This is a genomic window from Lentimicrobiaceae bacterium, from assembly GCA_023227965.1.
Classification (GTDB): Bacteria; Bacteroidota; Bacteroidia; order Bacteroidales; family JALOCA01; genus JALOCA01.
This window is the reverse complement of record JALOCA010000017.1, coordinates 44,378-63,370: the sequence shown is the minus strand read 5'-3', so window position 1 is coordinate 63,370 and position 18,993 is coordinate 44,378. Positions and strand designations below refer to the sequence as shown.

General features: G+C 29.2%; 19 protein-coding genes. All 19 read right to left on the bottom strand.

The genetic code is table 11. The features are described from left to right. Positions 1-114: 114 nt before the first annotated feature. A complete protein-coding gene (locus M0R21_07515) occupies positions 115-846 on the bottom strand; it encodes a hypothetical protein (GenBank protein ID MCK9617671.1) in 732 nt (243 codons plus the stop codon). A 4-nt stretch (positions 847-850) separates the two neighbouring features. Further along, entirely contained in the window at positions 851-1,447 is a 597-nt protein-coding gene (locus tag M0R21_07510) for an SIS domain-containing protein (GenBank protein ID MCK9617670.1), read from the bottom strand. Between the two features lie 72 nt (positions 1,448-1,519). Beyond that, on the bottom strand, positions 1,520-2,512 hold the full coding sequence (locus tag M0R21_07505) for a Gfo/Idh/MocA family oxidoreductase (protein MCK9617669.1): 993 nt from the start codon (positions 2,510-2,512) through the stop codon (positions 1,520-1,522). A 91-nt stretch (positions 2,513-2,603) separates the two neighbouring features. Continuing rightward, positions 2,604-2,960, bottom strand: a complete 357-nt coding sequence (locus tag M0R21_07500) for a hypothetical protein (GenBank protein ID MCK9617668.1) — start codon at positions 2,958-2,960, stop codon at positions 2,604-2,606. Between the two features lie 4 nt (positions 2,961-2,964). After that, positions 2,965-3,576: a transposase gene (locus M0R21_07495; GenBank protein ID MCK9617667.1), complete on the bottom strand. Its 612-nt coding sequence runs from the start codon at positions 3,574-3,576 to the stop codon at positions 2,965-2,967. A 249-nt stretch (positions 3,577-3,825) separates the two neighbouring features. Next, on the bottom strand, positions 3,826-4,611 hold the full coding sequence (locus M0R21_07490) for a class I SAM-dependent methyltransferase (GenBank protein MCK9617666.1): 786 nt from the start codon (positions 4,609-4,611) through the stop codon (positions 3,826-3,828). Between the two features lie 10 nt (positions 4,612-4,621). Next, positions 4,622-5,545 carry a phosphoglycerate dehydrogenase gene (locus M0R21_07485; protein ID MCK9617665.1) on the bottom strand — a complete coding sequence of 308 codons (924 nt, stop codon included), beginning with the start codon at positions 5,543-5,545 and terminating at the stop codon, positions 4,622-4,624. Beyond that, positions 5,538-6,239: a hypothetical protein gene (locus M0R21_07480; GenBank protein MCK9617664.1), complete on the bottom strand. Its 702-nt coding sequence runs from the start codon at positions 6,237-6,239 to the stop codon at positions 5,538-5,540. The genes M0R21_07485 and M0R21_07480 overlap by 8 nt, the downstream gene beginning before the upstream one ends. Before the next feature lie 293 nt (positions 6,240-6,532). After that, positions 6,533-7,780, bottom strand: a complete 1,248-nt coding sequence (locus M0R21_07475) for a glycosyltransferase (GenBank protein MCK9617663.1) — start codon at positions 7,778-7,780, stop codon at positions 6,533-6,535. Positions 7,781-7,969: 189 nt separating this feature from the next. Beyond that, entirely contained in the window at positions 7,970-8,827 is an 858-nt protein-coding gene (locus M0R21_07470) for a sugar nucleotide-binding protein (protein MCK9617662.1), read from the bottom strand. Position 8,828: 1 nt separating this feature from the next. Continuing rightward, on the bottom strand, positions 8,829-9,956 hold the full coding sequence (wecB, locus tag M0R21_07465) for a UDP-N-acetylglucosamine 2-epimerase (non-hydrolyzing) (GenBank protein ID MCK9617661.1): 1,128 nt from the start codon (positions 9,954-9,956) through the stop codon (positions 8,829-8,831). 7 nt (positions 9,957-9,963) lie between these two features. Further along, the gene (locus M0R21_07460; GenBank protein MCK9617660.1) at positions 9,964-10,980 is read right to left on the bottom strand and encodes a polysaccharide biosynthesis protein; all 1,017 of its coding nucleotides are present in this window, start codon (positions 10,978-10,980) and stop codon (positions 9,964-9,966) included. 37 nt (positions 10,981-11,017) lie between these two features. After that, positions 11,018-12,535 (bottom strand): glycosyltransferase family 4 protein, encoded by a 1,518-nt coding sequence (locus M0R21_07455; GenBank protein MCK9617659.1) that lies wholly within the window; start codon positions 12,533-12,535, stop codon positions 11,018-11,020. A gap of 142 nt (positions 12,536-12,677) precedes the next feature. Then, positions 12,678-13,886 (bottom strand): hypothetical protein, encoded by a 1,209-nt coding sequence (locus tag M0R21_07450; protein MCK9617658.1) that lies wholly within the window; start codon positions 13,884-13,886, stop codon positions 12,678-12,680. Beyond that, positions 13,886-14,983, bottom strand: a complete 1,098-nt coding sequence (locus M0R21_07445; GenBank protein MCK9617657.1) for a DegT/DnrJ/EryC1/StrS family aminotransferase — start codon at positions 14,981-14,983, stop codon at positions 13,886-13,888. The genes M0R21_07450 and M0R21_07445 overlap by 1 nt, the downstream gene beginning before the upstream one ends. Beyond that, positions 14,980-15,666, bottom strand: coding sequence for an MBL fold metallo-hydrolase (locus tag M0R21_07440; protein ID MCK9617656.1), 687 nt, complete (start codon positions 15,664-15,666; stop codon positions 14,980-14,982). Before M0R21_07440 ends, M0R21_07445 begins: the two co-directional genes overlap by 4 nt. Positions 15,667-15,676: 10 nt before the next feature. Next, positions 15,677-16,432 (bottom strand): SDR family oxidoreductase, encoded by a 756-nt coding sequence (locus M0R21_07435; protein ID MCK9617655.1) that lies wholly within the window; start codon positions 16,430-16,432, stop codon positions 15,677-15,679. A gap of 265 nt (positions 16,433-16,697) precedes the next feature. Beyond that, complete coding sequence (locus M0R21_07430) at positions 16,698-17,510, bottom strand: hypothetical protein (GenBank protein MCK9617654.1); 813 nt, start codon at positions 17,508-17,510, stop codon at positions 16,698-16,700. Positions 17,511-17,533: 23 nt separating this feature from the next. Further along, complete coding sequence (locus tag M0R21_07425; protein MCK9617653.1) at positions 17,534-18,988, bottom strand: lipopolysaccharide biosynthesis protein; 1,455 nt, start codon at positions 18,986-18,988, stop codon at positions 17,534-17,536. Positions 18,989-18,993 lie beyond the last annotated feature (5 nt).

Genomic DNA, 18,993 nt, shown 5'->3' with positions numbered 1-18,993 from the left:
TGCAGGTTTTTATACCATAAAGATACAAAATGCTGCATTTATAAACAAATAAATTACACGACAATTGGTTATTAATCAGCAAAATAATCCCATTTTAAGGAGCGACTAAATAAATTATATATTTGATACAAAAACATTCAATAAATTTTTATTCTCTTCACAAAAAGTATAATCACAAATACCACCAGCTGCTTTAACAATTGCAATGCCTGCTGCTACATCCCAAATCCCAATGCTTTCTTCGGAATAAGCTTCAACACTACCTTTTGCTAACAAGGCAAGTGAATAAGCTGCCGATCCCAAGAGTCTAACCTTTTTATATGATTGTATTTTTGACAAAAAACTTATTAGAGAATCATCTTCAAAAGAACGATAAACTGGAAATCCTGTACATATTATTGACTTGGATTTTTCTTTTATTCCACTAACATAAATTGACTTTCCATCTAAAAATGCACCTTTCCCACATATCCCTTCATACATATTCTCATTTATAAAATTATAAATAACACCTAAAACTGGGCTTACATCCTTCCATAAACCAATAGATATACAATTTATTTCAATACCCCTTGAAAAATTTAGACTTCCATCTAATGGATCAATTACCCATAGGTAATCCTTTTTTGTACCTTCAATAAATCCACATTCTTCACTAAGAATAGAAAATTCAGTTTTATCCATCAATATATCAATGATAAGTTTTTCTGAATCAATATCTGATTGTAATTTTATATCTCTTCCTTCTTCAGTATTAATTTTAATACTATTATCATTATATTGTCTCTTTAATGTTTTTCCAACATGTAGAGCAATATCCTTTGCAATTCCAATATACTTTTCCATAGAATTATATTGATAAAAATTCTTTATCCTTGGTAATGTAGTTAATTAAAATATGATTTAATATCATGTGTATATCTTCAATCGGTCCATATTCACCTTTAGGATTTGGTGTAAACAATGCAATCTGAGCAACTTCTTTTAGTTTTCCTCCTTCGAAACCCACAAAACCAATAGAAATACCCCCATGATTATTGGCAAATTCGGCTGCACGTATCACATTTTCAGAATTACCACTTGCAGAAATACAAATAATAGCATCACCCGCTTCGAAATTCCCTTTCATTTGTTCTACAAAAATATCATAAAATGTAGTATCATTCCCTATCGCTGTGATTAAGGCTACATTATCGGTTAAAGCCCTTACTTTAGGCCGGAATTTAGTAAAATACCTTACAAAAAAGGCAAAATCAGCCTGCATGTGTGAAGCTGTGGTAGCACTGCCCCCATTACCAACAATATATAAGGTTTTGCCATTTGTAAAAGTTTCTATTAATTTTGTAATAACTTGTTCCAGTATATCAGCATCTATCAGATTTAATAAAGTTTGTAAACTCTTTTTATAATCCTCAAGATAGTTTGTTACGTTTTGCTTTCTTTCCACAGTTTAAATTTTTATGGTTAAAATATAAATTAGTACTTGACGTACTTAATGCACTATTTTTACACAAACTATTTAAAAATCTCTTTGTTTATAAATTTTATCAATAATTCTCATCAACTTTAACGCATCATCTGAATTACCAATTGTAACAGGTATATCTTTTGAGATAACAGTAAAAAAATGTTCCATTTCGTAGCGCCAACTGTTATTATTTAAATATCTTACCTTGACTTCATCTTTCCAAGTGGCCGCAGGTGCTGTAGAACGGTTTTTGGCTATTGAAAGGTCCTCCTCTCCATAAGACATAGACGAAGTAATTAGTCCATTCAATACCATATATCCCTTTTCCATGAAAATTTCTAATGAGAAAAGGTGACGCCATTGTGTCATTGTAGAGTGCAGATTGGCAACCATACCACTTTCCGAATTCTTTAAGATGATAAATGCATTATCCTCTACATCCATTTTCCAGTAAAGATTGGATACCTCTGCTTTTACAGAATCGAAATCACCCCCCAAATATAAAAAAAGATCAAGCATATGGATACCTTGATCAATAACAATTCCACCTCCTGCCAGTTCTCTTTTTGCCCGCCACTCATTATAGTAATCTGAGGTTACACTTTTTCCGTATCGTCCTCGCATCCAAAGTATCCGGCCATATTTGTTGCTATCTATAATTTCTTTCATTCGTATAATGCTGTCATGGTGCCTGTGATTAAAGCCATACATCAACTTCTTACCACTTTTTATTTCCACCTCACGTATATCTTCCATATCTTTAGCCGTGAAGCATGGAGGTTTTTCACAAAAGAGGTGCTTGCCTGCATTTAATGCCTGAATAGTTAGGGGTTTATTCAAAAAATTGGGTGTACAAACAATAATGGCATCAATATCAGCATTATTAATTATTTCACCATGTGCTAAGTTGGGTATTCCTTTATAATCATTACCAATGGTAGGTTCTGAAATAGCAACGACTTCTGCTACACCTAATTCATCTATGGCCTGGTGACGAATTTGCCCCATCTTACCATAACCAATAATTCCAACTTTGTATGTCATATTTATATATAAAATTTATAGTAAATATAAATGTATACATTAATTTTGTAAATCATTTATATTAAATAGTCGTTCCTTTAAAAGCCACTATTCACGCGGCGATATAATAAAAATTTTGTTGTAGGAACAGTCGAAAAATAAAATACAAAAACTCTTGCTTAAGTTTTTCCATCATTTTCTTCAGGTTCCATGCTATCGTGTGTCCATCGAAAGGATTTTTCAAAAAGGCTTTTATCGCCGTTATGATTTTCTTTCCTTTTTCTCCTGTAGTGATCAAGCCCACCTTGTTACCAAACTCATATTGCTTATGCGGCTTACCTTTGGCGATACATTTTGTAAAAGGCTTATGAAGACTGTAAAACTTGTTTTTGTCGTATTTCTGCTGATTGACTGCGTGCCAGAAAAGTTCCATCTCTGATTGGTGTCGTTTTTTCTGCTCCTCGTTCATTTTGTTATTCAACTCGCGTAGTTGTGTATTGGCCTATCGTTTTCAGCCGTTTCTTTGCTTTTCGTGCCTTTTTGACTCGTTTGGGATGTTTGCCGTTGTAGGTGTCCCTAACCAATTGCTTGCTCTCTCGGGTGTAACGCTGTCTCTGCTTAATCCCTTCTTGATCCGCTATTTTATTGCATTTGTCAATTACCTTTTTACACATCCTGGCATCGGTCGGAAATGTCGTATTGTTCTGTTGTACCGTCGTATCAGACAAAACAAATTTAGACTTCTTCTCCACCTCTTTTCCATGCATCTTCACGCTGTAGGCAAATATTTTTTCAATGCCTGCTTCGCCAACCCGATTGCGGAAATGGACAAAATCACTCGGGTCGAAAGGAAACTTATGTGAAAAAAATATTCCACCACAAAAGTATTGAAAGTAAACATCTCGCACCCAATACTCAGGAATACGCTCATCACCAATATTATACAAATACTTCAGCAGCAGACATCCTACCATTAAACGAATGGGTACAGACGGTGCTCCGTTTTTTGAGTAATACGACGAAAACTCTTTTTCAAAGTATGACCAATCAATCTTGTTTGCCAAAAGAACCAATTCGTGGTTCATATCAATAAAGTCTTCCAAGAGTGGTCGAAATAAATCTCACTGTCCTTTTTTCGGTAATTTCCCTATCATAATTTGCAGGTTTTTATACCATAAAGATACAAAATGCTGCATTTATAAACAAATAAATTACACGACAATTGGTTATTAATCAGCAAAATAATCCCATTTTAAGGAGCGACTAAATAATATCTTGTTATCATTTGGTTTAAATTAAAATTGTGCTTTTTGAAACATAATCTTTGATAACATTTATTTTTGTTTTTCAAAAACAAATTTACCAAATAATCTAAATTTTGGAGCCATTAATTCTAGTAAACCTATTATCTGACTAAGCGGTTTTAGCCTATAATCAGCTTGATGGTATGACTTTTTATGTTTCATACCAACTGATTTGAGTAAATCAATTACTTCACCACTTGTGAATTCCTTAATATGTCCATAATATCCTTTTTGTTCCTTTAATAAATATTGATCACAAATAGTTTCATAAGGTTTTGATGCTAATCCGGAGTTAAAAAATATTATAGAAACTAACCCAGATATTGAACGTAAGTTTGGTGTAGTAATATAAAGTAATCCTTCTGGTTTAAGTAATGATACTAAATTTTTAATTGGTTTTAATATATTTCCGGATAGGTGCTCTAATACTTCACATATACATACAATATCATAAGTTTCTTGAGCACTCTTTAATGGTATATCAAAAATATTATAATTTTTATAATTAATACCATAATTAATAAAATATTCTTGAAATAATTCTACTTGAGGATCTGTAACGGTTATATTGTCAAATCCATAACTTTTTAAGATTGATGAAAATATTGGAGTATTTCCTCCAATTTCAAGTATATTTGAAGATTTATTTGCATATTTTTTAACAATTTTTATATCATAAGAAATTCTGGCAATATTCCCATAGATATAATTCTCTATAGATATCGGATTATCACTATATTTAATTATTTCATTGATTATATTTCCATATTCATTATAATATTTTTTTTTATGTATTTTTTTTATAAATTCTTTCATTCTGTTAATTTTACTTTGAAATTTCTTCAATTAAATTATTAACAGCATCTATTTCCATCTGAAGTTTTCCTTCTTCTGCATAAGAGCCGATATGAGGGGTTAGAACAACATTATCCAGTTCACATAAATTGCCATTATAAGGTTCATTCGTAAAAACATCAATTCCGGCTCCTGCCAAATGACCTGATTTTAAAGCATTATAGAGGGCTACTTCATCAACAACACCTCCTCTGGCAATATTAATGACAAAAGAGCCCTTTTTCATTAAATTCAATTCTTGCTTGCCGATAACTGCAGATTTATCCTTATTACCGGGAATATGTAATGTAATAATATTTGCATCAGAAAGAACCTGATTCATTTCAGATAACTGAACACCATTTGTATTTGCCCAAACCTTATCAGGATACAAATCGTATCCAATAACCGGATTCCCTAATGCACGAAACATTTCAGTCACCATTTTACCAATACGTCCCAAACCTATAATACCTATTGTTTTTTGATATAATAAATTACCGCTTTGTTTTTCCCATTTTTTCAATTTCATTGCACTATCTGCCTGTGGAACTCTCCTTAAAATCGAAAAAGTTAATGCTAATGTCAGTTCTGCCACACTTCGGGTAGGTCCATCAGGCGTATTTACAACCACAATACCTTTTTTTTCAGCATATTCCAGATCCACACTATCCATGCCCACACCTACCCGACTAATGCATTTCAAATTGGGAAGCGCATCCATAACTCTGGCTGTAAGCGACTCAACACCTGCAACAATTCCAACACAATCTTTTGCCAGTTCTATCACTTCTTCTTCGGTTAATTTTCTTCCATAAGGATTATTAATAACTTCATAACCTTTGTTTGATAAAATTTCAAAGGGTTCTTTTCCTACCTGACCAAATGAAGAAGGGGATGTAAGTATTTTATTCATAATATGTAACGTTTGATTTGTTTTTTGAATGTTTTGCACTTAAATAGAGTTCTGCCAATATAAAATCTTCTTCAGTACTCACTTTTATCGATCTTATGGGATCAAAAGGATATAAACCATATTTTCCAATAAAAACGGCATAACCATATTTTTCAAAATGTTCTTTAAATTTTTTTGTATTCCAAATACAGACTGTCCATGCACTTAGTTGAATGGGTTCTAAATCCTGAGTCATAGGCAATAAGAAATTAGTATCAAAATTAACAGGTTTTCCTTTATAAAAAGCCTGTAATTTTTCCTCTCTGACAGATATCAAACAATCTAAATTATGATATTCATAGTATTCAATGGCTTTATCAATATCTTCTGCCAAAACTAAAGGCGAAACAGGGTTAACCATTACAAGATTCTCTGTTTCAACTTTACACAAAAAATCATAGTTAAATTGATCTTGAACAACATTATCTTGAAGTAATTCAGGTATTCTTTCAAAATAATTTACTCTTAATTCAGTGCAAAGCTTTTTCATTATTTCGCCTTCAGTATTAACATAGACTTCATCAATACATTTTGCTTTTATGCAAGCATCAATTGCATAAGCAACCATAGGTTTCCCGTTTAATAAACGTAAATTTTTTTTTGGTACTCGTTTACTTCCAAGTCTTACAGGTATCTCAGCAGTATATTTATTCATTATTCATGTTTTTTTTTGATTATATGGTTATAAACAAATCTACAATTGAAGTTTTTTGAGTTAATAGAAAAACACAATCTTTCTTTGCACATAATCTTGTTTGTCACATGCATAGTGTTTTATTAGATAACATAATTGACATTAGGTATTAAGAAAATTAATAGTGTACAACTATATCATTTATTCAAATAGATTGTCAATTTCTATTATTTTTTTGAAAATTGCAGAATCGAAAAAGATAACATGAAGAAATAGATTATAAAAAATAATGAAAACAAAAAGTTTAAATAAGTTTAAACAGGTAATTTATTAATGTAAGTTATAAACTCAACTATTCTTTTCCCTTGTACATCATGTGATTTTTCGTTCAATATGAATTGTCTTGCTTTATAAGCGATTTCATCTAAGTTTGACTTATCTTTACAAAGAATATTATTAATAGTTTTTGCAAGTATATCTACACCATCATCTTCATTCAAAGAAAAGCAGTAATTATAATATTCTTCTGGTATTCCAGAAAGTTTATATAATAAAGTTGGAGTTCCTGAAGCTAAATATTCCATTGTTTTCGATGGGAAAGAATACCTTGTATATTCACCTTCAGGTGTTCTCGGATTAACTAAAAGATCCGCTTTCCTTTGAAGAAAAATCACTTCTTTTCTGTCAATATTTCCCTTGAAAATAATTCTATTATCCATTTTTGCAATTTCTTTTATTGCAGATTCTGCGGGGCCGCTTCCACATATTATTAATCGATAATTATTATTCTGCAACATTTTAAAAGCTTCAACTAATTTCATCAAACCAAATCTTTCGGTAATTTTCCCAGAATATAAAATGTCTTTGAATTTCTTATTATCCAAATCTTGTTTAATATAATCATTTTTATTTTCATTAGATGTATCATAAGCACATTCTAAAATTATGGAATTGTTATTATTTGCATAGAATAATTTATCACGCATATATTTACTAACCAAAATATAACCATCTATATATTTTAAGCATTTATAAATCGTCTGCATATTTATTTTATGTAAAATTTTTTTTAGAAAAATAAATTTCCCAAAAATCTCTCTGTTTTGTGGCAAATCACCAACAATAGAAATTATTTTTACATTTGAAAATCTTTTCTTAATATAAGTTAAAGCCTTCAAAAATGACGAATTATAATTTAAATGTAAAAATACAATTTCTTCGTTTGGATTGGCTTTGAGTATTTTTTTAAGTTCTTTTCGTAAATTGATATAAAGACTCCATTGCTTATATATAAATAAATTGCAAATTCCTACATTTACTCCCATATTTTTTCCTTTATAATAAAAGGGTGAATGCTTTAAAAACATTTTTTTATACTGAGTTGGGTAATAGCCTAAAATAGGTACATTAACTAACTCTACATTGTCAATATTGTTAATAAGCCCATTTAAAAGTGTAGTTTCAAAGGCTAAAGTTGCATTTTGAACTTCTGTTTTAATGTTTGATAATATAGCTTCCTTCTGATCTTCCGGAAACAAATTAAAAAGCAAAATAATTTTCATAAATAGATATTAGTTATACTTTTTACAAGTATTTTGATAAAAACACATGCTTTGATTGAAAATTTACTTTAGTAACTGCAAAAACAACATTTACAAATTAGATGAAATTTTATAAATTCATTTACTAATCGCAAATAGTTGACACTGAATAAATATATATCCTCACTTATTCTAACATTAAAATAATTATTAGTTATAATTACAATACAATTTATTATTATTCATCCATACAAATAATTCATTAAACATTTTTTCGTAATCTTGAACCTTTATTAGATTACGATTGTCAATTAGACTTTTGTCAATAATAAGATTTTCCTGTTTATTAATAATAATATTCTTTCCCCAGATTTTCTTTATTAGATTAAGCAAATCATATTTTGATATTTTATATTTAGGAACGAGATGATATATACCTTTAATATCCAATAAAATTGCCTTTTCAATACACTTTGCTAATTCTAAAGTTGTTACACCTGTCCAATATACATTACAATAACCACTGACATTGACTTTCTGTGACATAAACCAATGAAAAAGTTCTTCATTTTTATGGTTAATATTTGGACCAATAAAAGAAGTTCTGATGGTTAAATCAGTGTCATTTATAAGCTCACCTAAAGCTTTTGTCCTTGCATAAAAGGTTTCTCCATCTTTAAAATCATCTTCATTGTAACTCCCTTTTTTACCTGAAAATACACAATCTGTACTAAGTTGTATAACTTTAGCGTTAATTTGCCTTGCAATTTTTGCCAGAAAATGAGGTAAAAAACTATTATAATAAATTGCTTTATCTGGATTAGACTCAGATTCTTCAATAAGCAATCGTAAACAATTAACAATAATATCAGGTTTTTGCTGTTGAATAGTCTCTTCCAATAACTCCTTGTTAAATATATCAATATAATTATCATTATTTGCAAGTGATATGTCACAAATTAATTTTATAATTTGGAATTTACATAAGGAATCCAAGTAATCACTAATGATATGACCTGACATACTTGTAGCGTCTATAATCAGTATTTTCTTTTTTAAAGATTCCATATTATTTTGTTTTTTTCCAGACTGTTCTATTTACATAATCAACATAACTAAACAAAATTCTTATTACTTTCAATGAAAAATTATCTACATCATAATCATTAACTAATTTAAATTTTCTGTTTTTATAACCATGTTGAGAGGTAACAACATTAATTGCTTGAAGAACCAAATCACTCTTTAATCCAGACATTATTAATGTTCCTTCATCCATTCCTTCAGGTCGTTCGTGTGCTTGTCTAATAGTAATAGCAGGAAAGTTTAAAATTGAAGATTCTTCGGTTATTGTTCCGCTATCAGAAATCACACAATATGCATTAATTTGCAATTTAACATAGTCAAAAAAACCCATAGGTTTCATAAATTCGATTCTTTTATCTAAACACTTATTTTTCGATTCTTCCAAGCGTTTCATTGTGCGAGGATGTGTAGAAACTATAATTCTTTTATCATATTTAGTGACTATATCGTTTAAGGAGTTAAGTAAATCTGAGAAATTTTCTTCTGAATCTACATTTTCTTCTCTATGAGTACTTAAAACAAAATAATCTCTTTCTTTTAAATTAAGCTTTGAAAGAATTTCAGATTTTTCAATTTTAGGCATATTGTAAATTAAAATTTCTTTCATTGGAGAACCTGTTTTAATAACAGTTTCAGGTTTAAGCCCTTCATTTAATAAATATTTTCTAGCATGTTCAGTAAGTGGCATATTAATATCGCTCAAGTGATCTACAATTTTTCTGTTAATTTCCTCAGGTACTCTTTGATCAAAACAACGATTTCCTGCTTCAAAATGGAAAATTGGAATTTTTTTTCTTTTAGCAGAAATAACAGCTAAGCAACTATTTGTATCGCCATATAACAATACAGCATCAGGCTTAATACTATCCATAACTTCATCTGATTTTGCAATTATATTACCTATAGTTTCAGCTGTTGTTTTACCAACTGCATCCAGAAAAATATCGGGTTTTCTTATTCCCATTTCATTGAAAAATAATTCATTTAATTCATAAGCGTAATTTTGCCCTGTATGAACTAAAGTATGTTCAGTATATTTTTCAAGTTGATTTATAACTCTGCTTAATTTAATTATTTCAGGACGTGTCCCGACTATAGTCATTACTTTCATTGTTTTTTTATTTTAATTCATTTTTAATATAATCAAGATTCATTAACAATTCTTTCAGTTCACTTATATTTAATCTTTTTGTATTATGAGAATGGTAATCATCAATTATTGAAACGTCTTCTACTCCTTCTAAAAAATATTTATTATAATTTAAATCACGAGTATCTGCAGGAATTTTATAATAATTCTCCAATTCAATAGCTTTTACCATTTCTTCTCTATTTACTAAAGTTTCATATAGTTTTTCACCATGCCTAGTGCCAATAATTTTCACTTCATTTTTGCTGTTAAATATATCTTGTAATGCAATTGCCAAATCGTAAATGGTTGAAGCAGGTGCTTTTTGAACAAATATGTCACCTTGTTCTCCATGTTCAAAAGTGTATAAAACTAAATTAACTGCATCACTCAAAGACATCATAAAACGAGTCATATTTGGGTCTGTAATTGTAATGTTTTTCCCATTTTTTATTTGATCCACAAATAAAGGGATAACACTTCCTCTTGAAGCCATTACATTTCCATATCTTGTAGCACAAATAATTAAGCCGGAACCATTTAGATTTCTACTTTTTGCTATAAGAACTTTTTCTGCTAATGCTTTTGACATGCCCATTGCATTAATTGGGTAAACTGCTTTATCTGTGCTAAGTAATATTAGTTTTTTTGCACCTTCTTGGATTGCCGCATCAATAACATTTTCTGTACCTATAACATTCGTTTTTAATGCTTCCATTGGAAAAAATTCGCATGAAGGCACTTGCTTTAAAGCAGCAGCATGAAAAATATAATCAACTCCTTTCATAACAGTAGATACACTTCTTTTATCTCTAACATCACCAATATAGTACTTAATTTTATCATTATGATGATATTGTTGTCGCATATCATCCTGTTTTTTTTCATCCCGACTAAAGATACGGATTTCTTTGATATCTGAATCCAGGAAGCGTCTTAATACTGCATTACCAAATGATCCGGTTCCCCCTGTGATCAATAAAATTTTATTATTAAATAGACCCATGATTAATTGAAAATTATATAATAAATAAGAAATATTTTTATTGTTTTGATATAAATTTAAATAGTTTTTTAATTGATAATAATATTAATTTGGGAATAAATCGTATTATCCTGGCAGGAATGCAAACTATTGAATAAATGCCTAATAATCGGACTAATATTATTATTATTGAAGTATTCATTCTAAACTTATCAATTTTAAGATAACGATTAACTATTAAGTCATAATCAATATTTTTAGTACGAATATTTCTTGAATTGGATTGAGTATTTATTAGTTGTTTTAATTCAATTTCAAATTGCTCTGGTGTAATCACAAGGCTTCTGATTTTTTCGCCAATTTTTTTACGAAAATCTTTATTATTTACTAATAGATTAATATGTAAAAGAAATTCTTCAATATCCGAAAATGATATTTTCAAAAACCCATTTGGATTTATATCAAAAAAAGAATTTAGAATATTCCCATTGCCATCTGAATCCATAAATGTTACAATAGGTTTCCCATTAATTGCTGCATATTGAGTCATCAGACCTCCTCCAATTGGATAGGTGCCTAAATATATATCGCAATGAGCCACTACCTCATTAATGTCTATTCTATTTCCAAGCAACAATAATCGCTTTTCATAGTGATTTTTTTTAATAAACTTTTTAAATGGTTCTTCATCACCCCAGCCTGCATAAAGAATTATCACTGAAGGATTTTGATCTAAAATTTTTTTAAGAATTATTAAATAAAAACCATTAGCCCCATAAATTTTGTTATAAGAACCTCCGGAAAATATCACTGTCTTATCCGGTGTAACCTCTTTGGGAAAGCCCAAGAACTCTGTTGGTAAAACAATCGGGTAGTATGGTTGAAGTAACAATTTTTCTTTAGCAATTCCCCTTTTCTCAATTGAGATTGTGTATCCAAAATTTCGAAATTCAATGGAAAAATCAGTACAACCTACTCCAAGCCAAAAAGCATGATCTGTTAAATTTATTTGATATTTTTCAATTTGTGGGCAAGCATAAAGAAATGATATAGCAACAGCGTCTGAAGGAGTTAGATGCAATAATGCCTTTTGGGGCTGAAATTCTTTTACTTTTTGATAAATGGATTGTATTTGCTTTGTCTTATCTTGTTTTTTATCAACAATAAAAAGTTCTGTTTTTGGAAAAGATTTTATATCATTGAGAAGAGCTTCAGAGATGTGTGTTGATTTACCCCCTAAAACATACAAACAATTTACATTCCATGAATTTAATGCTCTCAGATATTGATGCGCCAACAATTTGTTGCCTACACCAAAACTATCGTAGAATAAATATTTATTAGGTAATGGCGTAAAATTATTATTATTTGAAATAACGTTATTAGAGAGTATTTTTAACATATTCTCTAAATCAGAATCAGTATAAATAAAATTATAAGTATATGCAAATTCTGATGCTGCCTGAATACGGTTAATAGCTGTATTCCAATTTTTTTTATTTATACTCTTATAAGCTAATGATTTTATTCTATTATAAGAATTTTTTATTTTTTTTAATCTATTTTTATCACCCATTTTCAATAAAATAAATTTATATTTTAAACTTATAATGTATTTCAGAATAATATGTTATAAACTGATATAAAAAAGTACTGAACATCCGTTCGTTGTTAATAATAAGTTTATTAAATACAACTAAACAAAAAAATCAATCTTTTTAAACTAAAATATTTTTAGTATTTTGTTTTTTATTAATATACATTACATATAAAGGTATAATTGACAGAAAAGTATAAAAAGGATTATTTATAAATGGTCTCTGAGAAAAAACAAGAATGGGAATCAAAATATACAGTAACATTTCTTTACTGATTCCAAAGTATTCTTTCGTACGTAATAATAGCAAAATCAGGTAAAAAGATAAAGGAATAATACCAACGGTTACAAATAAAAATTTATAGGTTGCAGCATATACTACCTCTTTATTTCCCCATAATCCCCAGAGAAGATCTTTTGTTTTAAGTGAATTATAAAATGGCTCAAACAAATAATTATCTCTAATACTCAGCCCTAATCCTTCGTCAAATACTAATTTAAGTCGGCTAAAAAATAATTCATTTAAAATTTGACTATTAAATGTTAAAAAATAAATTACTCCAAAAATAATTATTATTAAAATGCGATTTTTGATATTTGTGAGAGATATCATGTAAATAATAGTTGAAAGGTAGAAAAATAACGAAAATGACAAAATGCCAGATAAAAAGATGGGTATGTTATACCATTTTTTTAAATTGTATTTTTGTGTATATAAAAGTACCATTGCTATTGTTCCAATTACACCCGGTTCATCATAAATACCATAAAAACGTGGAATTATACTACCCACTCCTTGCATATAAACAAAGAAGGTGTAACTTACATATTTTTGATCGTGTGAATTCCAGGGAGAAGGATCAATTATTTTGAAAGGAAATTCCAATCCTGCAAATACAACTAAAACATATTGAATCAAAGAAGGAATAATTGTAATAGAAAAAATAATTATATATTTATTAAAAATATTTTCCCCAAATTCTCTGTCAATGAAGAAAAATGGGAAGAAAGATATAAAAATATTTAAATAACCTATAGCATTTAAGTCAACTTTAGATCCCATTCTGAATGCACAAAAGCAACTAAAACACCATAATAAACACGAAAGGAGCAAATTATTACTTTTTGATAAATGAATTTGCCTAAGTGATAAAAAAAAAAGAAAGAGAATAGAAAATTTATAAAAATATTCCCAATCCCAAATAAATACAGGGGTAGATATTACAAAAATTAAAAATGCAAAAATCCATTCCTCCTTTTTTTTTTGAGGATTATAAAATATATTACTATCAGTCAATAAATTGGCTTTATTTGTTTTAGCTGTTAACATCAGAATTTATTAATAATTTCAATTATTTTTTCAAAATCTTGTATAATCATTACTTGACTTATCGGAAGGCTTAATTCTTCATTGTGAATTAATTCCGTGATAGGATACGAAAGTTGATTCCAATCGCTGTAACATTTCTGTTTATGAGGAGGGATAGGGTAATGAATCAAAGTTTGAATGTTGTTTTCCGCCAGGTAACTTTGTAATTTATTCCTTTTTTTGCAAAGGATAGGGAAAATATGAAATACATGTTCGTTCCAGTTTTTAATGTAGGGTAGGGTTATGTGCTGATTTGTGATGTTATCAATATAATACTTAGCTACTTCCCTTCGTACATTGTTGTCTGTATCAAGATGCCGAAGTTTCACATCAAGAACTGCAGCCTGAATTTCATCCAAACGACTGTTTAAACCACAATATTCAAAAACATATTTCTTATGGGAGCCATAGTTTGCCAAAGTTCTTACTACGTCTGCTAATTGATCATCATCAGTAGTTATTGCTCCTGCATCTCCAAATGCACCAAGATTTTTTCCTGGATAAAAACTATGACCTGCAGCATTGCCCAATGAGCCTGTTCTTCTGTCTCCAAACATACATCCATGAGCCTGCGCATTATCTTCAATCAATCTGAGATTGTATTTCTTGCATATTTCTCCAATTTTATTAGTGTAAGCACATTGTCCATACAAATGAACTATCATAATTGCTTTTGTCTTGCTTGTTATTGCCTGCTCAATCTTTGAGTCATCAATTTCATAAGTCTCAATTTTTGGCTCTACCAATATTGGAATCAAACGATTATCTGTAATTGCCAAAATTGAAGCGATATAGGTATTTGCAGGTACGATTACCTCGTCGCCTTCATTCATAAAACCCATTTCCATATAGGCACGGAGGATTAATCGCAGAGCATCCAATCCATTGGCTACGCCTACACAATGTCGGGTGTCTATATAATTGGCATAGTTTGATTCGAAACTACGGTTTGCTTCTCCCTGCAGATACCAACCGGAATCAATTATTTTTTGTACGGCATCATGTATTTCCTTAGAATATTTTGTTGTGATTTTTTGTAAATCAAGAAACTTTATCATAAACTAATATTTCTGTTTTGTAAAATTTTATTTTTAAAAAAACTAATCTGTTTATCTATTTCATCTATAACTTCAGATAAGAAAAAAGGATCGTAATGTCCTGAATATACCAATGTTTTTGAAAAATCGAATTGTTGCAGGATTTTGTTTAATGTTATTATCAGATTTTCTTTAGAAGCACCGGGCAATACAGTTGTTGTTCGAAAACCTTTAATTATTGTATCTCCAATAAATAAATTGTTGTCAATTGTAAAATAAATTGAACCCTTGCTGTGGCCTTCTGCTTTATAAAATTGAATATTACATCCATTCCAGGTTAAATGGTAACAAATATCTTCAAGAACTATATCTGCTTCTGGCATTGATGATCTTTCGTCCCATTGTTCTGTCATTCTTGTAAGATTGAATTTTGATGACTGCATTGCAACCCCACAACTGGACGAGCAAATGATTTTTGCACGGTAATGCTTTTGTATATTTTCAGTCCCAATAATATGGTCAACATGTTCATGAGTAAAAACAATGTAATCAGGGTATAAGCTTTTAATCTTTAAAAATTCAAATAACTCTTTACAGTCTTCTGTTCCAGGATCAACGATAATACACGATTTAGAATTTTCAATTGAAATTACATAACAATTTGATGAAACCGGACGATTTATGATTCTTTCGATTTGTATCATAAAAGTAAAACTATCTTTTTAATGAAAAACCACCATCAATTAAAAGAGAAGTGCCTGTAACCCAAGCGCTAGCATCTGAAAGCAAATAAATAATTCCGTAAGCTATTTCTTCGGGTTTGCCATATCTTTTCAGGGGGTAATCCAAAAGATCTTTCTTAATTTGTTCTTCATCTGACATAACTCCTGAAGCTATCATTTTTGTAAATACTCTTGACAGATTTACGCAATTACATCTTATTTCTTTTGGGGCAAGATCGAGAGCTGCATGTCGCATAAAAGCACTTAAACCACTTTTAGAAGTTCCATACATGCTTAGACCTATGGTAGAAACCTCATTCCCAGATACAGATGATATATAGACGATTGAAGCCGGCCTGTTAAACTTTTTCATTTTAACAAGCTTCTGAGTTAATAAAATTGGGGTTATTGTATTAATTCTCAATGTATCTGTCAATTCCTTTTCGTTAATGAAAGGAGTCATAACAAATTTTGCAGTTCCAGCACAGCTAACGGCTCCATCTAAAGCGGGAACAAAGCTAACTATTTTATCAATTTCTTCGGTTATAGAAATATCAGCAATAATTTGTTGATGTCCACTACCTTCTAATGAATTAAAAGTTTCATTCAACCGTTCATTATTTCTACCGGTAATTATCAACTTAGCTCCTGCTTTTGAGCACTCAATAGCCGCAGTTTGGCCAATGCCAGATGAGGCTCCTGTAACCAGAATAGTTTTATTAAGTAAGGAAAAGGGGTTGTATTCCATATAGAGGTGGATAAATTAATGCAAATAAATAAATATTTGGGAAAATGCCAATTATAAACTTGAAAAATTTAATATAATAATAAATTTTATTTTGAATAATTTAACAGTATAAAAATTTGAATTGAAAAAAGTTAGAAAAAAAATGTTAACAATAAGTCAGTGTGTTAATAATATTTAAGATGAAAATCATAAGAAAATATTGTATTAATTCTTTAAATTTAAATAAAATAATAATTTTAATAGTTTATTCTGTTTTTTTAAGATTTCAGATAATATCATCTGTGTCAATATATACATCTGAATCAGTTTCTCTAAAATATTTATTAATTTTTGCTTCTTTATTCCAATCGAAAATACGAACAATATCAGTTTTAATAAGCTTTGCAGGAACACCCCCAATTATAGAATTTTCCTGTACTATTTTTGTATAATCCTTGTTACTCAAACTTCCTTTTGCAATAGTAATTCTATCAGGAGTAATAGTACCTGGCATAATTAATGAATAAGCACCAATGAAATTAAAATTTCCAATAATTACTTCTTTTTCAATACGATGAATTTGACCAGAACTTAAATCTTTAAAAAAATGGTTGTTTGAGTCGGTTATTGAAGTTTTAGCACCAATCTGGCAGGAATTACCAATAATAATACTATTACTGCAACTTATAGTACTCAAGCTGCCTAAAGTCAAATTTCCCATTTTTAATTCTGCACCTTTAGCAACATAAATTGCAATAGCTTTTCCTATCCAAATTTCTCCATTAACATAAAAGCTACCCTTTAAGATAAATTGAGATGAACCATATAAATTAAACCAAAATATTTCAAATTTTTCACCTATTTTAAGAAGGCCGCGTTTTGCCGGAACAGTTAAAATTATTTTTGCGCCTTTAGCTGTACGAAATTTCAATTTACCATAAACAATAACCGGAAGTTTTATGGCAATTTTAAATTTGAAAAATTTAAAATTTAAATATAAAGTTTTTGTCCAATTTATATGAATAAATTCTAAAAGAAATTTTCTAATTACAAGAATTATTCTAAATTTTTTTTTAATATATTCTCTAAATGTTTTCAATATTATAAATAAATAAAATAAATTTATTTTGATTGCTTAATGAAATCTTTGATTATTGATAAAAAAGAGAAAAAAGCTTCAATTTTTAAAAAATATGATAGTCCTAAATAAGAAGTTACAAAAATAATTATTTGGATAAAAAGAACAATTATATAATTGATGCTTAAATATTTTCCCAAAAACCAAGTTGCAACACCAATAATGATAGAAAGTGCTAACATAGGAAACAAATCTTTCAATTGTTCTAAAAATGTATATTTTGTATACATAGACGCTAACCATACATTAATGTAATAAAGAAACCATGCTCCTAAAACAGTAGCATAAAGCAAACCTTTAATTCCAAAGAATGAACCAATTCCAATTAAAATGAAAATAAGTATAGATGTAATTAAATTCCATTTAAAAAATAAAGCACTTTTACCGGAAGCAGTTACAATACTTGCATTTACATTTAACAGACTATATGCAAAAGCTCCTATACACAATATTTGAAAGTATGGTACTGATTCTAACCATTTTGTGGTAAATAATAATTCAAATAATGAATTTGCAATTACTATTAGTAGAACATAAATTGGAAAGCATATATAAGCTAATGATTTTACGCTTTTTTGTTGTGCAAACTTTAATTTTTCTTTATCATCTTGAATTTTTGAGTAAACTGGGAAAGTTACTTGCTGAATAATACCTGATATACTATTTGTCGGTATTTCTTCTAATTTTCTTGCTTGTACATAAAACCCTAAATCACGCGATAAGAAAAGTTTTCCGATTATAAGAGCTTGAATATTATTACGTAGTGTATAAACAAGACTATTGGCAAAAATGAAACCACCAAAAGCAAATAATTCCTTCATAGATTGTTTGCTAAACACAAATAAAGGATACCATTTGCTAAATCCCCATAATAAAACACTTCTAAAGAAAGCATTTACCAAACCGTTAATTACCAAACTCCATACGCCATATCCTAAGTAAGCAGAAGCAATTCCGCATACTGCACCAATTATTGCAGATACCAAATAAACAATGGATAATAATCTGAAATTTAGCTGTTTGCGTAATTGATTATCTTGTATTATTGAAAAGGAATTGAGAAATAAAATAATACTCAATACTTTTAATAAATTACTCAGGGAAGGAATTTCATAAAATCGGGCAATAGCTGGGGCGCAATAGAAAAGAATTAAGTATAAAATAACAGAAATAGTAAGATTTAGATAAAAAATTGTTGAATAATCTTCCTGAGAGGGATTTTTCTTTTGAATTAGAGCTGCTCCAAAACCCGAATCAACAAAAATACCGGCTATTGCGATAAAAACTGTTAAAATCCCAATGCAACCAAAGTCTTCGGGGGATAGTATTCTTGCAAGAATCAAATTTGCAATGAAGGAAATACCCATTGAACCAAATCGTTGGATACTGCTCCATAACATTCCGGATATTGTTTGTTGTTTTATTGTTTTTTTGGACATTTAAA

Bases quoted from the DNA above. Each gene is read 5' to 3' on its own strand.
- M0R21_07515 (MCK9617671.1), bottom strand. From the start codon at position 846: ATGGAAAAGTATATTGGAATTGCAAAGGATATTGCTCTACATGTTGGA.
- M0R21_07505 (MCK9617669.1), bottom strand. From the start codon at position 2,512: ATGACATACAAAGTTGGAATTATTGGTTATGGTAAGATGGGGCAAATT.
- M0R21_07500 (MCK9617668.1), bottom strand. From the start codon at position 2,960: ATGAACGAGGAGCAGAAAAAACGACACCAATCAGAGATGGAACTTTTC.
- M0R21_07495 (MCK9617667.1), bottom strand. From the start codon at position 3,576: ATGAACCACGAATTGGTTCTTTTGGCAAACAAGATTGATTGGTCATAC.
- M0R21_07490 (MCK9617666.1), bottom strand. From the start codon at position 4,611: ATGAAAGAATTTATAAAAAAAATACATAAAAAAAAATATTATAATGAA.
- M0R21_07485 (MCK9617665.1), bottom strand. From the start codon at position 5,545: ATGAATAAAATACTTACATCCCCTTCTTCATTTGGTCAGGTAGGAAAA.
- M0R21_07480 (MCK9617664.1), bottom strand. From the start codon at position 6,239: ATGAATAAATATACTGCTGAGATACCTGTAAGACTTGGAAGTAAACGA.
- M0R21_07475 (MCK9617663.1), bottom strand. From the start codon at position 7,780: ATGAAAATTATTTTGCTTTTTAATTTGTTTCCGGAAGATCAGAAGGAA.
- M0R21_07470 (MCK9617662.1), bottom strand. From the start codon at position 8,827: ATGGAATCTTTAAAAAAGAAAATACTGATTATAGACGCTACAAGTATG.
- wecB (MCK9617661.1), bottom strand. From the start codon at position 9,956: ATGAAAGTAATGACTATAGTCGGGACACGTCCTGAAATAATTAAATTA.
- M0R21_07460 (MCK9617660.1), bottom strand. From the start codon at position 10,980: ATGGGTCTATTTAATAATAAAATTTTATTGATCACAGGGGGAACCGGA.
- M0R21_07455 (MCK9617659.1), bottom strand. From the start codon at position 12,535: ATGGGTGATAAAAATAGATTAAAAAAAATAAAAAATTCTTATAATAGA.
- M0R21_07450 (MCK9617658.1), bottom strand. From the start codon at position 13,886: ATGTTAACAGCTAAAACAAATAAAGCCAATTTATTGACTGATAGTAAT.
- M0R21_07445 (MCK9617657.1), bottom strand. From the start codon at position 14,983: ATGATAAAGTTTCTTGATTTACAAAAAATCACAACAAAATATTCTAAG.
- M0R21_07440 (MCK9617656.1), bottom strand. From the start codon at position 15,666: ATGATACAAATCGAAAGAATCATAAATCGTCCGGTTTCATCAAATTGT.
- M0R21_07435 (MCK9617655.1), bottom strand. From the start codon at position 16,432: ATGGAATACAACCCCTTTTCCTTACTTAATAAAACTATTCTGGTTACA.
- M0R21_07425 (MCK9617653.1), bottom strand. From the start codon at position 18,988: ATGTCCAAAAAAACAATAAAACAACAAACAATATCCGGAATGTTATGG.